Origin of the sequence: Bacillus sp. 103mf, from assembly GCF_900116295.1 — a bacterium.
Classification (GTDB): domain Bacteria; phylum Bacillota; class Bacilli; order Bacillales; family Bacillaceae_G; genus Bacillus_A; species Bacillus_A bruguierae.
In genome coordinates this window covers 69,103-84,786 of record NZ_FPAF01000013.1, presented here as the reverse complement: position 1 = coordinate 84,786, position 15,684 = coordinate 69,103, and the positions used below count along the sequence as shown (strand labels likewise).

The following is a 15,684-nucleotide window of genomic DNA, read 5'->3' as shown; positions in this document are numbered from 1 at the left end:
ACTACCACCGATAAGAACTTATCGGATACAAAAAAACGTTTTTAGGAGGATTTACCATGCCTTTAGTTTCCATGAAAGAAATGCTAAACAAAGCGCTAGAAGGACAATACGCAGTTGGTCAATTCAACATGAATAACTTAGAGTGGACACAAGCTATCTTAGCTGCTGCGGAAGAAGAAAAATCTCCTGTAATTTTAGGTGTATCTGAAGGTGCAGCTCGTCATATGACTGGCTTCAAAACGGTTGTAGCTATGGTTAAAGCTTTAATCGAAGAAATGAACATCACTGTTCCTGTTGCGATTCACCTTGATCATGGTTCAAGCTTCGAAAAATGTAAAGAAGCAATTGATGCAGGTTTCACATCTGTAATGATCGATGCTTCCCACCATCCATTTGAAGAAAATATTGAAACTACTAAAAAAGTAGTAGAATATGCACATGCTCGTAACGTATCTGTAGAAGCTGAGCTTGGTACAGTTGGCGGACAAGAAGACGACGTAGTAGCTGAAGGTGTTATCTACGCTAATCCAGAGGAATGTAAGGAACTAGTAGCTGCAACAGGTATTGACTGCCTTGCTCCAGCATTAGGTTCTGTACATGGTCCTTACAAAGGTGAGCCTAACTTAGGATTCAAAGAAATGGAAGAAGTTCGTGACTTAACTGGTGTACCTTTAGTACTTCACGGTGGTACTGGTATCCCAACAGCTGACATCAAAAAAGCTATCTCTTTAGGTACTTCTAAAATCAACGTAAACACAGAAAACCAAATCGAGTTTACAAAAGCGGTTCGTGAAGTATTAAATAAAGACCAAGAAGCTTACGATCCTCGTAAATTTATCGGACCTGGCCGTGAAGCAATTAAAGCGACTGTAATCGGTAAAATCCGTGAGTTTGGTTCTAACGGTCAAGCATAATTCTAAAAATGACTTTAGAAACCGTCTAGCCTTTTAGACGGTTTCGTTTCGTTGTATAATGAAAGCGTGAACATTTTATAGAATAGACAAATTTCTACTTGTTAGGGCATTTAAAGAGAAATATTTTTGTAATTGTGTAAAAATAAAGGAAACAAATAGCATGGACATACTCGCAAGTGTAAAAACGTATCCGAAATAGTGAAATTACCCGTTTAAATAGGGATTAGATCGGGGAATGAATTCACAAGAAGGGGGTTTGAGATGGATAAGTTGCTAATTGAAGGCGGTGTGCCCTTACATGGTTCGATTCGTGTGAGCGGCGCAAAAAATAGTGCTGTCGCGCTTATTCCTGCGACCATTTTAGCAGATACACCAGTTACAATCGGTGGTGTACCTAATATTTCTGATGTGAAAATACTCGGTGATTTATTGGAGGAAATTGGTGGATCTGTCACATATCATCCAGACGAAGAAATGACAATTGATCCTTCGAAAATGGTAGCAATGCCTCTTCCAAATGGAAAGGTAAAAAAATTGCGTGCCTCTTATTATTTAATGGGAGCAATGCTTGGTCGTTTTAAACAAGCAGTAATTGGACTTCCTGGTGGATGTCATTTAGGACCAAGGCCAATTGATCAACATATTAAGGGTTTTGAAGCGCTTGGAGCACAAGTAACTAATGAGCAAGGTGCAATATATTTACGCGCAGATGAACTGCGGGGAGCACGTATTTATTTAGATGTTGTTAGCGTAGGCGCGACAATTAATATTATGCTTGCTGCAGTGCGCGCAAAAGGTAGAACAGTCATTGAAAATGCAGCGAAAGAGCCAGAAATTATTGATGTAGCAACACTTCTTACAAGCATGGGAGCTCGTATTAAAGGGGCAGGAACAGACGTGATTCGTATTGATGGTGTTGAATCGCTTCATGGTTGTTATCATTCTATTATTCCTGATCGCATTGAAGCTGGAACGTATATGATTTTGGGTGCGGCTTCTGGCGGTGAAGTTGTAATTGATAATGTGATTCCGCAGCATTTAGAATCTATAACGGCTAAGCTTCGAGAAATGGGTGTAAGAGTAGAAACACACGATGATCAAATTGTGGTAGATGGGGACCGTCAGCTAAAAATGGTGGATGTAAAAACACTCGTATATCCAGGATTTCCAACTGACTTACAGCAACCGTTTACGACGCTATTAACGAAGGCAAGTGGAACGGCAGTTGTAACGGATACTATTTACGGAGCGCGTTTTAAACATATAGATGAATTAAGAAGAATGAATGCGCAAATTAAAGTAGAAGGTCGTTCTGCTATCGTGACAGGGCCTGTTTTAATGCAAGGAGCTAAAGTAAAAGCGAGTGACTTACGTGCCGGAGCTGCTCTTGTTATTGCAGGTTTAATGGCAGAAGGGGTTACAGAAGTTACGGGATTAGAACATATTGATCGCGGCTATGAAAATTTAGAAGACAAGCTCCGAGGTCTTGGAGCGAAAATTTGGCGTGAAAAAATGACAAGCCAAGAGATTGAACAGATGAAAAATGCCTAAAGAGCTTTGCATAGGTAAAGCGACATAAGGTAAAAGGTATTAAATGTTAATTGTGGGAGAAATATTAAGGTTTAAAGGAGAGGGATTATAGTGGAAAGAAGTTTATCCATGGAATTAGTACGTGTAACGGAGGCTGCAGCGTTATCATCAGCACGTTGGATGGGACGCGGTAAGAAGGATGAAGCGGATGGAGCTGCAACTTCAGCGATGCGCGATGTATTTGACACAGTGCCGATGAAAGGAACTGTAGTAATTGGTGAAGGGGAAATGGACGAAGCGCCAATGCTATATATCGGTGAAAAATTAGGAACTGGATATGGTCCGCGCGTTGACGTAGCAGTTGATCCATTAGAAGGAACAAATATCGTTGCAGCAGGAGGATGGAATGCATTAGCAGTTATTGCAGTAGCAGACCATGGAAACTTACTACATGCACCTGACATGTACATGGATAAAATTGCGGTTGGCCCAGAAGCGGTTGGTGCTATTGATATTAATGCACCAGTTATTGATAACTTACGTGCTGTTGCGAGAGCAAAAAATAAAGATATTGAAGATGTTGTAGCAACTATTTTAAATAGACCACGTCATCAGGCAATTATTGAGGAAATCCGTAAAGCGGGAGCACGCATTAAATTGATTAATGATGGTGATGTAGCTGGTGCTATTAACACAGCGTTTGATCGCACAGGTGTTGATATTTTATTTGGATCTGGCGGTGCACCTGAGGGAGTTTTAGCTGCCGTGGCATTAAAATGTTTAGGCGGAGAAATTCAAGGAAAGCTCCTTCCACAAGACGAAGCGGAATTAGAGCGCTGCAAAAAGATGGGGATTAGTGATATCGACCGCGTTCTTCGTATGGAAGATTTAGTAAGAGGTGATGATGCAATCTTTGCAGCAACAGGTGTTACGGACGGTGAATTACTGCGTGGTGTTCAATTTAAAGGAAGTACTGGTACAACGCATTCCCTTGTTATGCGTGCGAAATCGGGAACAGTTCGCTTTGTTGACGGGCGTCACAGTTTAAATAAAAAACCAAATTTAGTTATGAAATAAAACTTCTATTAGTGGGAATTTTTCTTCATCCTTGCTACTGGAAATTATAACCAATCGTGCTCTTGTGGGCAGTCATCTTCACCTATCTTCTTTGACTTTGCAGAATTTTGAACACGGGCAGAAGATGTTTATGAAATGGAAATATGGCTGTCTGTATAGATAAAATAAGAAGTATGCAAGTGATGGATAGAGCGAAGACAAATTTTGTTGTCTTCGCTTCTTGTATTTGTCTCGTAACATATTGATTAAAATGAGGTAAAAGGGTTACAATAGTGAATATTACTCTACTTGTACTTATTGCCTTTCATTTTATATGTATTAGCCTTCCGCAATTACCTTTACCCAATGAAAAAGAGAATAATATTAAAGTGTGGTGTCCGAATGAATTTAACAATTTCAGCATTAGAGAACATGAAGTTAAAAGAGTTATATGAACTTGCAAAAGAATTTAAGATTTCTTATTACAGCAAATTAACGAAGAAAGAGCTAATTTTTGCAATTTTAAAAGCACGAGCAGAAAAAGAAGGTTTCTTTTTCATGGAAGGTGTACTGGAAATTATTCAATCAGAAGGATTTGGATTCCTACGTCCAATCAACTATTCTCCGAGTTCTGAAGATATTTATATTTCAGCTTCGCAAATTCGTCGTTTTGATTTGCGTAATGGAGATAAGGTTTCTGGTAAAGTGCGACCTCCGAAAGAAAATGAGCGTTATTTTGGATTGCTGCAAGTTGAAGCGGTTAATGGAGATGATCCGGAATCGGCAAAAGAACGTGTGCATTTCCCTGCGTTAACACCGTTATATCCAAATCGTCAAATGAAATTGGAAACGGAAACGAAGAAATTATCAACACGCATCATGGATTTAATTGCACCAGTTGGGTTTGGGCAACGTGGTCTAATTGTTGCGCCTCCAAAGGCTGGTAAAACAATACTGTTAAAAGAAATTGCGCACAGCGTTACAACAAATCATCCAGAAGCAGAACTGATTGTACTTTTAATTGACGAACGTCCAGAGGAAGTAACAGATATCGAGCGTTCTGTAAAAGGTGATGTTGTAAGTTCTACTTTTGATGAAGTCCCAGAAAACCATATTAAAGTAGCTGAGCTTGTGCTAGAGCGTGCGATGCGTCTTGTTGAACATAAAAAAGACGTTATCATTTTAATGGATAGTATTACCCGTTTAGCGCGTGCTTACAACCTTGTGATTCCGCCAAGCGGACGTACTTTATCTGGTGGTATTGATCCAGCGGCATTCCATAGACCGAAACGCTTTTTCGGAGCGGCTCGTAATATTGAAGAGGGCGGTAGTTTAACAATTTTAGCAACAGCTCTTGTTGATACAGGGTCTCGTATGGATGACGTTATTTATGAAGAGTTCAAAGGAACAGGAAATATGGAGCTTCATTTAGATCGTTCTTTAGCGGAACGTCGTATTTTCCCAGCTATTGATATTCGTCGTTCTGGTACACGTAAAGAAGATTTATTAATTCCAAAAGAACATTTAGACAAGTTATGGGGTATTCGTAAAACAATGAGAGATACGCCAGACTTCATAGAAAGCTTCTTGCGTAAGCTACGTCAAACAAAGACAAATGAAGAATTTCTACAAAATATCCCTGCAGATTCAAAGAGATATGTCACGATGAAGTAATGCTAAAAACAGGTAGTTGCAAAATGCAGATAGCCTTGTTATAATTTCATCATGTGCGTTTCATCGCTATAGTTGTGATTGCAGCTAACGATGAAAAAACTCTGTTTCGAAAATGATTCAGGGCGGAAGGAGATGAAAAGAATGAAAGCAGGAATCCATCCAGATTACAAGAAAGTTGTATTTATGGATACAAACACAGGCTTCAAATTCTTAAGCGGATCTACAAAAGGTTCTAACGAAACTATCGAGTGGGAAGATGGTAATACTTATCCATTACTAAAAGTTGAGATCAGTTCTGATTCTCACCCATTCTACACAGGACGTCAGAAGTTTGCTACTGCAGACGGACGTGTTGACCGCTTCAACAAGAAATACGGCCTTAAGTAATAACAAACATAAAGCAGGCAAGTGTATATATCCGCTTGTCTGTTTTTTTTGCGAAAATATAAACCTTTACCTACTTAGAGTAAGAATAAGTAGGTAAATCTAAATTAAAAAACGACATAAAACCATCTTTTTTAGGTGGGCGAGAGCATCTGGCCATGCATAGAAGCGGTCAGGGCCTTTTACTGCCACATGCGAAGTTCAAACAAAGGGAGAAAGAAAGTAGAAGGCTCCTTTTTACCTGCATAGCAGCAATCTATATGTCGAAAAATCAAAATGGGTTCATATAGGTGAAAGGAGGAGCTTTTATGTACTTAATAAATCAACACGGTTGGCTTGAAGTGATTTGTGGAAGCATGTTCTCGGGGAAATCAGAAGAGCTCATCCGCCGTGTGCGCCGTACGCAATTCGCCAAGCAAAACGTGATTGTATTTAAACCGTGCATTGATAATCGTTATAGTGAAGAAGATGTTGTGTCGCATAATGGATTGAAAGTAAGAGCAGTTCCTGTTGCGGCTTCAAAAGATATGTTTGAGCACGTAACGGAAGATATTGATGTTATAGCAATTGATGAAGTGCAATTTTTTGATGGGGACATTGTGGAAGTGGTGCAAGAATTGGCAAACCGCGGCTATCGTGTAATTGTTGCTGGTTTAGACCAAGATTTCCGTGGTCTACCATTTGGACAAGTTCCTCAGCTTATGGCAATTGCGGAGCATGTAACAAAACTGCAAGCAGTATGTGCTGAATGCGGATCTCCTGCAAGTCGTACGCAACGTTTAATCGATGGGGAACCAGCGTCTTTTGATGATCCAATTATTTTAGTAGGTGCATCAGAATCATATGAACCACGTTGTCGTCATTGTCATGCTGTACCAATTAAACAGAGATAAAAACTCGCTACATAAGGCGGGTTTTTTTAGAAAATGCGCGGTGGCTAAGTGAGCCGCCTGCGCTTTTAGGTTGATATCTAGTTCCGGCGGCAAGAATGGTCGGTGGCTTCGCTTCTTCCTACGAGGCAAAGAGCGCCTCTACGTCAGAAGCTCCATCCTCCTCCCATTCTGAGCGAGCCGCCTGCGCTTTTAAGGGGATATCTAGTTCCGCCTCCTAGGCCCTTGCGTCTAAGAACCTTGCCCGCGAGAAGATAAAGAGCATCTTCTGCGAGCAAGAACCTTAGTAACCGGGCCTAAACAGTCGGCTCCACTTTTAAAATATAATTTGCGTTTTTTTTGTTATGTACCATATACTATGTGTATTAGAGACTAGGATGTTGAGGTGAATGGTGTGTTAGATCGTTTGCAAGCTGTAGAAGATCGTTATGAAAAGTTAAACGAGTTTCTAAGTGATCCAGAGGTTATTAGTGATCCGAATAAACTGCGTGAATATTCAAAGGAACAATCTGATATGCAAGAAACGGTAGAGGTGTACCGTGAGTATAAAGATGTTCGTGAACAATTAAGAGATGCAAAAGCGATGTTAGAAGAGAAGTTAGATGCTGACATGCGTGAAATGGTAAAAGAAGAAGTTTCTGAGCTAGAGGGACAAGAGAAGGAATTATCAGAGCGTCTGAAAATTTTACTTGTTCCAAAGGACCCGAATGATGATAAAAACGTTATCGTTGAGGTTCGTGGGGCTGCTGGTGGCGATGAGGCTGCTTTATTTGCTGGTGACTTATACCGTATGTATAGCCGTTATGCAGAGGTTCAAGGCTGGAAAACAGAAATTATTGAAGCGAGTTACACAGAACTAGGTGGATATAAAGAGATTATCTTTATGATCAACGGTAAAGGCGCTTTCGCAAAATTGAAATTTGAAAATGGTGCACACCGTGTGCAACGTGTTCCCGAAACAGAATCTGGCGGACGTATCCATACTTCTACAGCAACTGTAGCTGTATTACCAGAAGCAGAAGAAGTAGAAATCGATATTCATGAAAAAGATGTTCGTGTTGATACGTTTGCTTCTAGTGGCCCTGGTGGACAAAGTGTTAATACAACGATGTCAGCGGTACGTTTAACGCATTTACCGACTGGTGTAGTTGTTTCTTGTCAGGATGAAAAGTCCCAAATTAAGAATAAAGAAAAAGCAATGAAAGTATTACGTGCACGTGTTTATGATAAGTTTAGACAAGAAGCACAAGCTGAGTACGATCAAAACCGTAAACAAGCTGTTGGTACGGGAGACCGTTCTGAGCGTATTCGTACGTACAACTTCCCGCAAAACCGTGTTACAGACCATCGAATCGGTTTAACGATTCAAAAGCTAGATCAAATCTTACAAGGTAAGTTAGATGATTTCATCAACGCCTTAGTGATGGAAGATCAGGCGCAAAAGATGGAGGCAGCTGAGTAATGCGTGTCTATGAAGCCCTGAAATGGGCTTCTTCTTTTTTACGTGAACATGGACGTGATGAAAATGCGGGAGAAATTGTCCTTTGTCATGTATTAAAGACGAATCGAACAGGTTTGATGATGAACATGCGTGAAGAATTAACGGCAGAACAAGAGCGCACTTTTGCAGACTTTATCCACAAGCATGTAGAGGGCATACCTGTTCAGTATTTAATTGGATATGAAATGTTTTATGGACGTTCATTTTTCGTTAATGAAGAAGTGCTAATTCCAAGGCCGGAAACAGAAGAGCTTGTGCTAGGGGTGTTAACACGTATTCGCCGTAAATTTGGGAATAAACACATCCATGTGGCGGACATTGGTACTGGCAGCGGTGCAATTTCCATTACTCTGGCTTTAGAAAATCCGCATTTACATGTATACACAGTCGATATTGCCACGGAATCAATTGAAGTGGCGCGGAAAAATGCGGCAGAACTTGAGGCGAATGTAACGTTCTATCACGGTGATTTATTGTCGCCATTCCAGGAAACGAAGCAAAAACTAGATGTCGTTGTGTCAAATCCACCTTATATTCCAGAAGAGGATTGGAGAGGGCTTTCTTCTTTAGTGAAAGAGCATGAGCCAAAGCGTGCGCTTGTTGGTGGTCAAGATGGACTTGATTTCTATAGACGCTTTATGGAGGAATTGCCAAAGGTGCTGCAAGAAGAGGCGATTGTTGCTTTTGAAGTGGGCGTAGGACAAGGTGAAGATGTGCGTGCTTTATTGAAAGAAACATTCCCACATGCACATGTGGAAGTGGTCTTTGATATTAATGGGAAAGATCGTATGGTCTTTGCCGAAATGTAATTTTAATTTGGAGCTGACCTGAAAATGGACTTTTGTCAGCTCCCTTTAGTGTATCAAGCATGTCGAACATTGTTGAAGGATCTTTATGTTGTATCAAATCGCCGATATATCAATGGGCATGTAAGAAGGAATTAACCTCCCAAAGAAATCTACATCCCTTTTGAGTCGGTTTTCTTTGACCCGTAGCAGGAAAAGGATTTTTCAATCTGTATTTATATATAAGTATATTTTAATTTTTCTACATAAAAGCCGCTGCTATGCATGGCCAGACGCTCTCACCCATCTAAAAAGAAAAGGGTTTTTTGCTCGTTTTTCAATTTATATTTATATAATCACCTAAAAAACGAATAGATTCTGAATTTAGTAGTTTAGAAAGAAAAAAACTTGTCTACACTGTTTTACTGAAGGGGCGGTGGAGATAAGATGAAAAAACAAGCGATTGCTTACTTACTTTTATTATTAATCGGTGCGCAAATGATTGCGTATTTTGGATATATGAAAGTTGATGCAAAGGAACCTGTCGTGATTCCGAAAGAAGCGATTCGATTACGTATTTTGGCTAATAGTGATTCGAAGGAAGATCAAGAGTTAAAACGTAAAGTGCGTGATGAAGTGAAAGCGCAAATCGATGGTTGGGTGGAAGATTTAAAATCATTTGAAGACGCACGTCGTATCATCCAAGGCCGCATCCCAGAACTTGAACAAACAGTTGCAAACACGTTAAAACGAGAAGGTAGTAAGGACACTTTTACAGTTCGGTTTAATAAACATATAAAATTTCCGACGAAAGTATATGGGAATTTTATTTATCCAGCTGGAGAGTATGAAGCAGTACTTGTGACAATTGGGAAAGGTGAAGGAGCAAATTGGTGGTGTGTACTATTTCCTCCAATGTGTTTCTTAGATTTCTCTAGCGGTACAGCAGTGAAACGAGAAGAGCGTGTGGTAAAGGCAGAAACAATTGACGAGGTGGATGTAGAAGAAAATAATTTGCAAAAGGAAATTGTAAAAGAAGAAGTAAAACAATCTCTTAAAGCTAAGAAAGGGACAAACATCGCACCTAAACAAAACGTGAAAGTAGAGTCTGTGCGAGAAAACCGTGCCGAGAAAGAATTACGAGAACAAGAAGAAGTAAAGCAAGAAGAACCGCGTACTATTCAAAAAGAAGAGCAAGTGAAGGTAGTAGAAGAAATGGAAGAAAAGCCAGAGGTTAAATTGTTTATCGTGGAAGCATTTACATCTTTATTTTCAAAATAAGTTCTAAAAGATAACCCTTCCTCATATATAAAAGTATGGGGAGGGATTTATGTATGAAGCAAATACGCTTTGCTACAAAAACAGATGTAGAAAGACTGGAAACCTTTTTTGGACAAGCTCATATAAAGGAAGAACGTCTGGATCGATTATATAGGAATTTTATGATATTAGAAGAAGAAGGGCAAATTCAAGCGGCTGTTGGATATGAGCGAGTTGGAAGTGATGCGCTTCTTCGTTCGTGTTTATTCACACCTACTGTGGATAAAGCTACGTTCTTACATTTTTTCGAAACGTTTTTGCAGTATATGAAAGAGAAAAGTATTGAACAATTATATTTACTCACGAATAGTCCACAGTCTGTTACAATATTTAAGTTTTTTCAATTTGAAACTGTGGAAAAGGATGTTGTATCAAAAGAAATACAGACATTAGAACATTTTTGTAAAAATGTAAATCAACCAAATGTAATTATACTAAATTGTCAGCTATTCACAAAGTTATCCACTGATTAAATGGATTTATCCACATTTTGTGGATAAACCTTATTTGGCTTTTGGATAAATTTCATAGTAAACTATAAATAACAAGCATTTCATGGCAGAAAAGGACGTGGAAAAAATGAATACAAAAATGTGGACTGTGGATAATGTTGTGGAAATAAAAAAAGATTATCCACAATTACAAGAAGCAGCGCATTTATTACGAGAAAATGAAGCAGTAGCGTTTCCGACTGAAACAGTGTACGGACTTGGTGCGAATGCATTAAGTGATGAGGCTGTTGCAAAAATTTTTGAAGCAAAAGGAAGACCAAGCGATAATCCGCTTATTGTACATATTGGTACGGAAGAACAATTAAATGGTATTGTGGCTCATGTTCCGCCAGTTGCAAATGTGTTAATGAAGCATTTTTGGCCAGGACCTTTAACACTTGTTTTCCCGAAAAAAGAAGGGATTTCTGAAAAAGTAACGGCTGGATTACAGACCGTGGCAGTTCGTATGCCGGATCATCCGGTAGCATTAGCACTTATTGAAGCAGCGAGTGTACCGGTAGCAGCCCCAAGTGCGAATCGTTCTGGGCGTCCTAGCCCAACTCTTGCTTCTCATGTATATGAAGATTTAGACGGAAAAATTGCTGGTATCGTTGATGGCGGGGCAACTGGTGTCGGTGTTGAGTCTACTGTAGTAGATTGTACGAGTGAAATACCGACAATTTTGCGCCCAGGCGGTATTACAAAAGAGCAACTAGAAGAAGTGATTGGTCCTGTTTTATTAGATCCAGCATTAAAAGATGCAACGGAAAAACCAAAATCGCCGGGGATGAAATATACACATTATGCACCGAAAGCCCCGCTTAGTATTGTTGAGGGATCGCGTACATTTATTCAGCAACTTGTGGATAATAAAAAGCAAGAAGGTTATAAAGTAGGTGTATTAACAACAGAGGAATATGAGCATGTATATAAAGCAGACGTTGTTCTCTCTTGTGGAAAACGCAGTGATTTAGCAACCGTTGCGACAAAGCTTTATGATGTATTGCGTACATTTGATGCAAGTGGTGTCGATATTATTTTTAGTGAGTCGTTCCCAAGTGAAGGGATTGGTAGTGCCATCATGAATCGTTTAACAAAAGCGGCAGGTCACCAAATCATCTTCGAAAAATAAATTCTATCTCTCCTCGAACGTGCATATTGTGAAGTAGCAAGTCCGAGGGGGGACATTATGACAATTGAACATATTATAAGCGAATTGTTGCCGCTATGTATTATGGCATTTGCGCTAGGGCTTGATGCGTTTTCTGTTAGTCTCGGTATGGGGATGATTACGCTTAAGCTGCGTCAAATCTTTTATATCGGCATTACAATTGGTACATTTCATATAATTATGCCTTTTATCGGTATGATACTTGGCCGTTTTTTATCAGAGCAATTTGGCTCCATTGCCACTATTATAGGTAGTATTTTATTAATGGGATTAGGATTTCACATTGTGTATACGTCAATGTCTCACGATGATGAGCATAGAAATGTTCCGGCCGGGGCGAGTTTACTATTGTTTGCTTTTAGTGTGAGTATGGATAGCTTTTCTGTCGGCTTAAGTCTCGGTATTTATGGAGCGCGTACGTTTGTCACAATTCTCATATTTGGTGTTGTGAGTATGATGCTTACTTGGTTCGGATTGCTAATTGGCCGTAAGGCACATAGTATTCTTGGAACATATGGAGAAGTACTTGGCGGCATTATACTTGTTGGATTTGGAATAAAATTATTGTTTTCGGTATGAACGCAGCCAACTTCTTAGAGGGGATCACGGTTATGGTTAAATTAGCGAAACCGAAGAAAGAAGAAATAGAATCATTTTGTGAAAAGTTATAGCATAAAAGCCCAACTACGATAAGTAGCTGGGCTTTTATAGTATATACATAATATATCGGCGCTTCTATAATGTACGACAAAAATATACTTCTTGGTTGGAGGTCTCCAGTTAATATCTAGCTCCAGCGGCTAAAACATTCGGTGGCTTCGCGTCTTCCGCTGAGGCAAAAAGCGCCTCTATGTCAGAAGCTCCATCCCCCTCCTGTTCTGGGCGAGCCGCTTCCGCTTTTATTTATGGCCTTACAAGTTCAAATTGCTCTCCAAGCTTTGCGTAGTTATGTCCAGCTAATCGGCTTATTGGTTTTAGTTCTTCAGCATGAATGCGTCCATTTTCATATAAGTGCTTAGCGATATGGAACCGTACAATGCGACCGATTAATAGATCGCATGCCGGGGAATCTTCTGTTCCGCCTAATTGAAGAGCGCGTTCTAATACACACTCCATACGAATACTTGCTTCTTGTACCCCTGGTACGGAAATTACATCGCTATCAATTGGTGTTAGTTTCGCAAGTTTAATTTCGCTTTCATTCGGAGGAAGATTAGCTGCTGTTTCGTTAATGGCTTCTGCATAAGATTCATCAGAAATATGAACGACAAATTCTTCTTTTTCCATCGCATTTCGTGCTGTATCTTTTGGTTCTCCGTCTTTTCGTTGTACAGAAACTGAGATAAGAGGCGGATTCGCAGCAACAATATTAAAATAGCTAAATGGGGCGCCGTTTAGTACCCCGTCATTTGTAACAGTTGTAACGAAGGCAACTGGGCGCGGAATAATACTTCCCGTTAGTAATTTGTAATTGTCTTTTTCAGTTTGTTCATTTGGATTAATAGACAGCATATATGTAATCTCCCTTCTTATATCTGTAACGCTTCTTTGTTTGTTTACAAGATAAAGGGGGAAAACTCCTGCTGAAAAAATATATTTTTGTAAAGGGTATGAAAAAAACCTCACAATTGTGAGGTTTTTTTATCTTGAATTCAAGATATTTAATTAAATTAAAGTGTAAGCGCCGGGTCCAATAAGCGCAACGCCAACTGCAACTGTGATTAAAACAAGGTTATATTCAAAACCATTTTGTGTAACCCAGTAGCCGTTTTTACCGTGAACTGTGATGATAGATACTAACATCGTACCAACAATAAATAGAGCACCTACCCAAGTGAAAATACCAGCAGCAAATAAGAAACCGCCTAGTAATTCAGTTGCCCCGGCCATAAATGCCATAAATACGCCTGGGCGTAAGCCGATTGATTCCATCCAGCCGCCAGTTCCTTTTAAACCGTGACCACCAAACCAGCCGAATAATTTTTGAGCGCCATGCCCCATGAAAGTAATCCCGATAATAAGACGAATAATAAGAAGACCAATGTTCATCATTTTATAAAACCTCCAAAAAGTTATTTACTTATCTTATGTAAGTGATGATAAAATAGTTACTTACTTTAGTCAAGTAGATTTTATAAAAAACGAAAATAAATTTTATAAAGTGAAACTTTAATCAGTGGGGGTTTTCTTCATCCCCCACTGATTATTAGTTGAACCAATCGGGCTTTTACGGGCAGTAATACTCCCACCTAACTTCTTTGCTTTCGCTGAATTTTGAGGTGGGAGTATTACTGCCCGTTAATGCGGGATAAATAGTAAATGAAAAAATAATGATGTTGTCATGTTAAGATTTTTAGACAATTTGTGGGAAACAAGCAAAAGAAGTTTACTTCCTTTCCGATTGAATTCAGACAGTCTGAATTGACCGGAATTTTGCAAGGCGATACAATAAGAGGCGGGTTGATAACTTCATTTTTTTATATGGGAATGTTTTTATGCCACTAAAGCAGTGAGCTATATGAGGTTTATTGTTGAGTAAGGATTATAAGGAGGATTATCCTATGTTTAAAAAATTATTTGGTTTTGGTTCTAAAACAAATGCAGAAACAATTGTATCGCCATTAACTGGAGAAGTGAAAAATATTGAAGAAGTACCAGATCCAGTATTCGCTGGTCGTATGATGGGGAACGGTGTTGCAATCGAACCAACTGAAGGTGTAGTAGTATCTCCGGTAGATGGTGAGATTGTACAACTATTTCACACAAAACATGCTGTAGGTATTAAAGCGAAAAACGGTGCAGAGATCTTAATCCATGTTGGGTTAGAAACTGTAAAAATGGAAGGCGAAGGTTTCGAAACGTATGTATCGGAAGGGCAAGCTGTTAAAGCTGGCGATAAATTAATCTCTTTCGATTTAGAATTAATTCGTGAAAAAGCTAAAAGTACAATCACACCAATCGTTATTACAAACACAGATGCAACAGAATCTATTGAAACAACTGTAGGTGTAACAGCTACAAAAGGCTCAACTGGAGTAATGAAAGTAACAATGAAATAATCGTTTGATGAGTCAGGAATCCATTTCATAATTGGAATGGATTCCTTTTTTTTTTGTGGATGGTGTTGGAGTGGGGAATAGTGGTGGATTTTTTGTTTTCTTATATTACTATATATCCATTTTAATTTTCTGACATATAAGCTGTTGCTATACAGAATAAAACATGATTGCTCCTTGTTTGCTCCTTTTGTTTGAAACCTCGCATGTGGCAGGAGAAGGCCCTGACCGCTTCTATGCACGGCCAGACGCTCCCGTTCTCCCCTAAAAAGAAAGGTTTTTTATGTCAGTTTTTTAACTTATATATACATTTCTTTTTTTCGTTACCATTGTGAGTTATGATGAAAATAGATATTCATCATAAGGAGTGGTGTTTGGTGAAGCGAGTATTATTCGTTTGTACAGGCAATACGTGCCGCAGCCCAATGGCAGAGGCGCTATTACGTCATCATGGTAAGGAGCAGTTTGACGTGCAATCTGCTGGTGTTTTTGCGGCGGTTGGTAGCGATGCATCTACTCATGCTAAAAATGCGCTACAAGAAAAAGGTATCCGGGTTGCACATTCTTCAAAGCAAGTGACGGCAGAGTTGCTAGAGTGGTCCGATGTTGTATTGACGATGACAACAGGACATCGTCAACTTTTATTAGCGCACCATCCAGAAGTAAGTGAAAAAGTGTATACATTATATGAATTTGTAGAAGGTACAAATAAGGATATTTCTGATCCTTTTGGTGGTTCGCTTGCTATATATAAAGCAACGCTGGAAGAAATGGAACAACTTGTGCACACTTTGGTGAAAAAGCATTCAGAAGGTTGATGTTTCGTGTATAATACGATATTGGAGATTATGCTGATTTAATGGGTAATATATCTTCTATTCTCAGAGGTATGAGGCGGAAGATATTGTTTAT

Annotated in this window: 16 protein-coding genes; 14 read left to right on the top strand and 2 right to left on the bottom strand. The window is 39.3% G+C overall.

Annotation, left to right across the window (positions count from 1 at the left end; genetic code table 11):
- Nucleotides 1–56: 56 nt before the first annotated feature.
- The 12 genes from BM350_RS20975 (at nucleotide 57) to BM350_RS20920 (ending at nucleotide 12,295) form a co-directional block, all read left to right on the top strand.
- A complete protein-coding gene (locus tag BM350_RS20975; RefSeq protein WP_090917950.1) occupies nucleotides 57–914 on the top strand; it encodes a class II fructose-bisphosphate aldolase in 858 nt (285 codons plus the stop codon).
- A gap of 261 nt (nucleotides 915–1,175) precedes the next feature.
- Nucleotides 1,176–2,465, top strand: a complete 1,290-nt coding sequence (locus tag BM350_RS20970; RefSeq protein ID WP_090917948.1) for a UDP-N-acetylglucosamine 1-carboxyvinyltransferase — start codon at nucleotides 1,176–1,178, stop codon at nucleotides 2,463–2,465.
- 90 nt (nucleotides 2,466–2,555) lie between these two features.
- Nucleotides 2,556–3,521, top strand: coding sequence for a class II fructose-bisphosphatase (gene glpX, locus BM350_RS20965; RefSeq protein WP_090917947.1), 966 nt, complete (start codon nucleotides 2,556–2,558; stop codon nucleotides 3,519–3,521).
- Between the two features lie 381 nt (nucleotides 3,522–3,902).
- On the top strand, nucleotides 3,903–5,174 hold the full coding sequence (gene rho, locus BM350_RS20960) for a transcription termination factor Rho (protein ID WP_020059786.1): 1,272 nt from the start codon (nucleotides 3,903–3,905) through the stop codon (nucleotides 5,172–5,174).
- A 141-nt stretch (nucleotides 5,175–5,315) separates the two neighbouring features.
- On the top strand, nucleotides 5,316–5,561 hold the full coding sequence (locus tag BM350_RS20955) for a type B 50S ribosomal protein L31 (protein WP_034635411.1): 246 nt from the start codon (nucleotides 5,316–5,318) through the stop codon (nucleotides 5,559–5,561).
- A gap of 305 nt (nucleotides 5,562–5,866) precedes the next feature.
- Nucleotides 5,867–6,451, top strand: coding sequence for a thymidine kinase (locus BM350_RS20950; RefSeq protein ID WP_090917945.1), 585 nt, complete (start codon nucleotides 5,867–5,869; stop codon nucleotides 6,449–6,451).
- A 391-nt stretch (nucleotides 6,452–6,842) separates the two neighbouring features.
- On the top strand, nucleotides 6,843–7,910 hold the full coding sequence (gene prfA, locus BM350_RS20945) for a peptide chain release factor 1 (protein ID WP_139207720.1): 1,068 nt from the start codon (nucleotides 6,843–6,845) through the stop codon (nucleotides 7,908–7,910).
- Nucleotides 7,910–8,758: a peptide chain release factor N(5)-glutamine methyltransferase gene (prmC, locus tag BM350_RS20940; RefSeq protein ID WP_090917941.1), complete on the top strand. Its 849-nt coding sequence runs from the start codon at nucleotides 7,910–7,912 to the stop codon at nucleotides 8,756–8,758. Before prfA ends, prmC begins: the two co-directional genes overlap by 1 nt.
- A 423-nt stretch (nucleotides 8,759–9,181) precedes the next feature.
- Nucleotides 9,182–10,015, top strand: coding sequence for a stage II sporulation protein R (gene spoIIR / locus BM350_RS20935; protein WP_090917939.1), 834 nt, complete (start codon nucleotides 9,182–9,184; stop codon nucleotides 10,013–10,015).
- A 53-nt stretch (nucleotides 10,016–10,068) separates the two neighbouring features.
- Complete coding sequence (locus BM350_RS20930) at nucleotides 10,069–10,527, top strand: GNAT family N-acetyltransferase (protein WP_090917937.1); 459 nt, start codon at nucleotides 10,069–10,071, stop codon at nucleotides 10,525–10,527.
- A gap of 106 nt (nucleotides 10,528–10,633) precedes the next feature.
- Nucleotides 10,634–11,677 (top strand): L-threonylcarbamoyladenylate synthase, encoded by a 1,044-nt coding sequence (locus BM350_RS20925; protein WP_090917935.1) that lies wholly within the window; start codon nucleotides 10,634–10,636, stop codon nucleotides 11,675–11,677.
- 57 nt (nucleotides 11,678–11,734) lie between these two features.
- Nucleotides 11,735–12,295 (top strand): manganese efflux pump MntP, encoded by a 561-nt coding sequence (locus tag BM350_RS20920; protein ID WP_090917934.1) that lies wholly within the window; start codon nucleotides 11,735–11,737, stop codon nucleotides 12,293–12,295.
- 324 nt (nucleotides 12,296–12,619) lie between these two features.
- Here the strand turns inward: BM350_RS20920 and BM350_RS20910 are convergent, their stop codons facing one another.
- A complete protein-coding gene (locus tag BM350_RS20910; RefSeq protein ID WP_090917932.1) occupies nucleotides 12,620–13,228 on the bottom strand; it encodes a flavin reductase family protein in 609 nt (202 codons plus the stop codon).
- Between the two features lie 153 nt (nucleotides 13,229–13,381).
- A complete protein-coding gene (locus tag BM350_RS20905; RefSeq protein ID WP_090917930.1) occupies nucleotides 13,382–13,768 on the bottom strand; it encodes a DoxX family protein in 387 nt (128 codons plus the stop codon).
- A 509-nt stretch (nucleotides 13,769–14,277) separates the two neighbouring features.
- On the opposite strand from BM350_RS20905, the gene BM350_RS20900 reads away from it, so the two are divergent.
- Nucleotides 14,278–14,775, top strand: coding sequence for a PTS sugar transporter subunit IIA (locus BM350_RS20900; protein WP_090917928.1), 498 nt, complete (start codon nucleotides 14,278–14,280; stop codon nucleotides 14,773–14,775).
- A 374-nt stretch (nucleotides 14,776–15,149) separates the two neighbouring features.
- Nucleotides 15,150–15,590, top strand: a complete 441-nt coding sequence (locus tag BM350_RS20895) for a low molecular weight protein arginine phosphatase (protein ID WP_090917927.1) — start codon at nucleotides 15,150–15,152, stop codon at nucleotides 15,588–15,590.
- The last annotated feature ends 94 nt before the right edge of the window (nucleotides 15,591–15,684 follow it).

Excerpts from the sequence above, each read along its gene's own strand:
- BM350_RS20910 (WP_090917932.1), bottom strand. The coding sequence starts at position 13,228 with ATGCTGTCTATTAATCCAAATGAACAAACTGAAAAAGACAATTACAAA.
- BM350_RS20925 (WP_090917935.1), top strand. The coding sequence starts at position 10,634 with ATGAATACAAAAATGTGGACTGTGGATAATGTTGTGGAAATAAAAAAA.
- BM350_RS20955 (WP_034635411.1), top strand. The coding sequence starts at position 5,316 with ATGAAAGCAGGAATCCATCCAGATTACAAGAAAGTTGTATTTATGGAT.
- BM350_RS20950 (WP_090917945.1), top strand. The coding sequence starts at position 5,867 with ATGTACTTAATAAATCAACACGGTTGGCTTGAAGTGATTTGTGGAAGC.
- BM350_RS20900 (WP_090917928.1), top strand. The coding sequence starts at position 14,278 with ATGTTTAAAAAATTATTTGGTTTTGGTTCTAAAACAAATGCAGAAACA.
- spoIIR (WP_090917939.1), top strand. The coding sequence starts at position 9,182 with ATGAAAAAACAAGCGATTGCTTACTTACTTTTATTATTAATCGGTGCG.
- BM350_RS20975 (WP_090917950.1), top strand. The coding sequence starts at position 57 with ATGCCTTTAGTTTCCATGAAAGAAATGCTAAACAAAGCGCTAGAAGGA.
- BM350_RS20905 (WP_090917930.1), bottom strand. The coding sequence starts at position 13,768 with ATGATGAACATTGGTCTTCTTATTATTCGTCTTATTATCGGGATTACT.
- BM350_RS20930 (WP_090917937.1), top strand. The coding sequence starts at position 10,069 with ATGAAGCAAATACGCTTTGCTACAAAAACAGATGTAGAAAGACTGGAA.
- prmC (WP_090917941.1), top strand. The coding sequence starts at position 7,910 with ATGCGTGTCTATGAAGCCCTGAAATGGGCTTCTTCTTTTTTACGTGAA.
- rho (WP_020059786.1), top strand. The coding sequence starts at position 3,903 with ATGAATTTAACAATTTCAGCATTAGAGAACATGAAGTTAAAAGAGTTA.
- BM350_RS20970 (WP_090917948.1), top strand. The coding sequence starts at position 1,176 with ATGGATAAGTTGCTAATTGAAGGCGGTGTGCCCTTACATGGTTCGATT.
- BM350_RS20920 (WP_090917934.1), top strand. The coding sequence starts at position 11,735 with ATGACAATTGAACATATTATAAGCGAATTGTTGCCGCTATGTATTATG.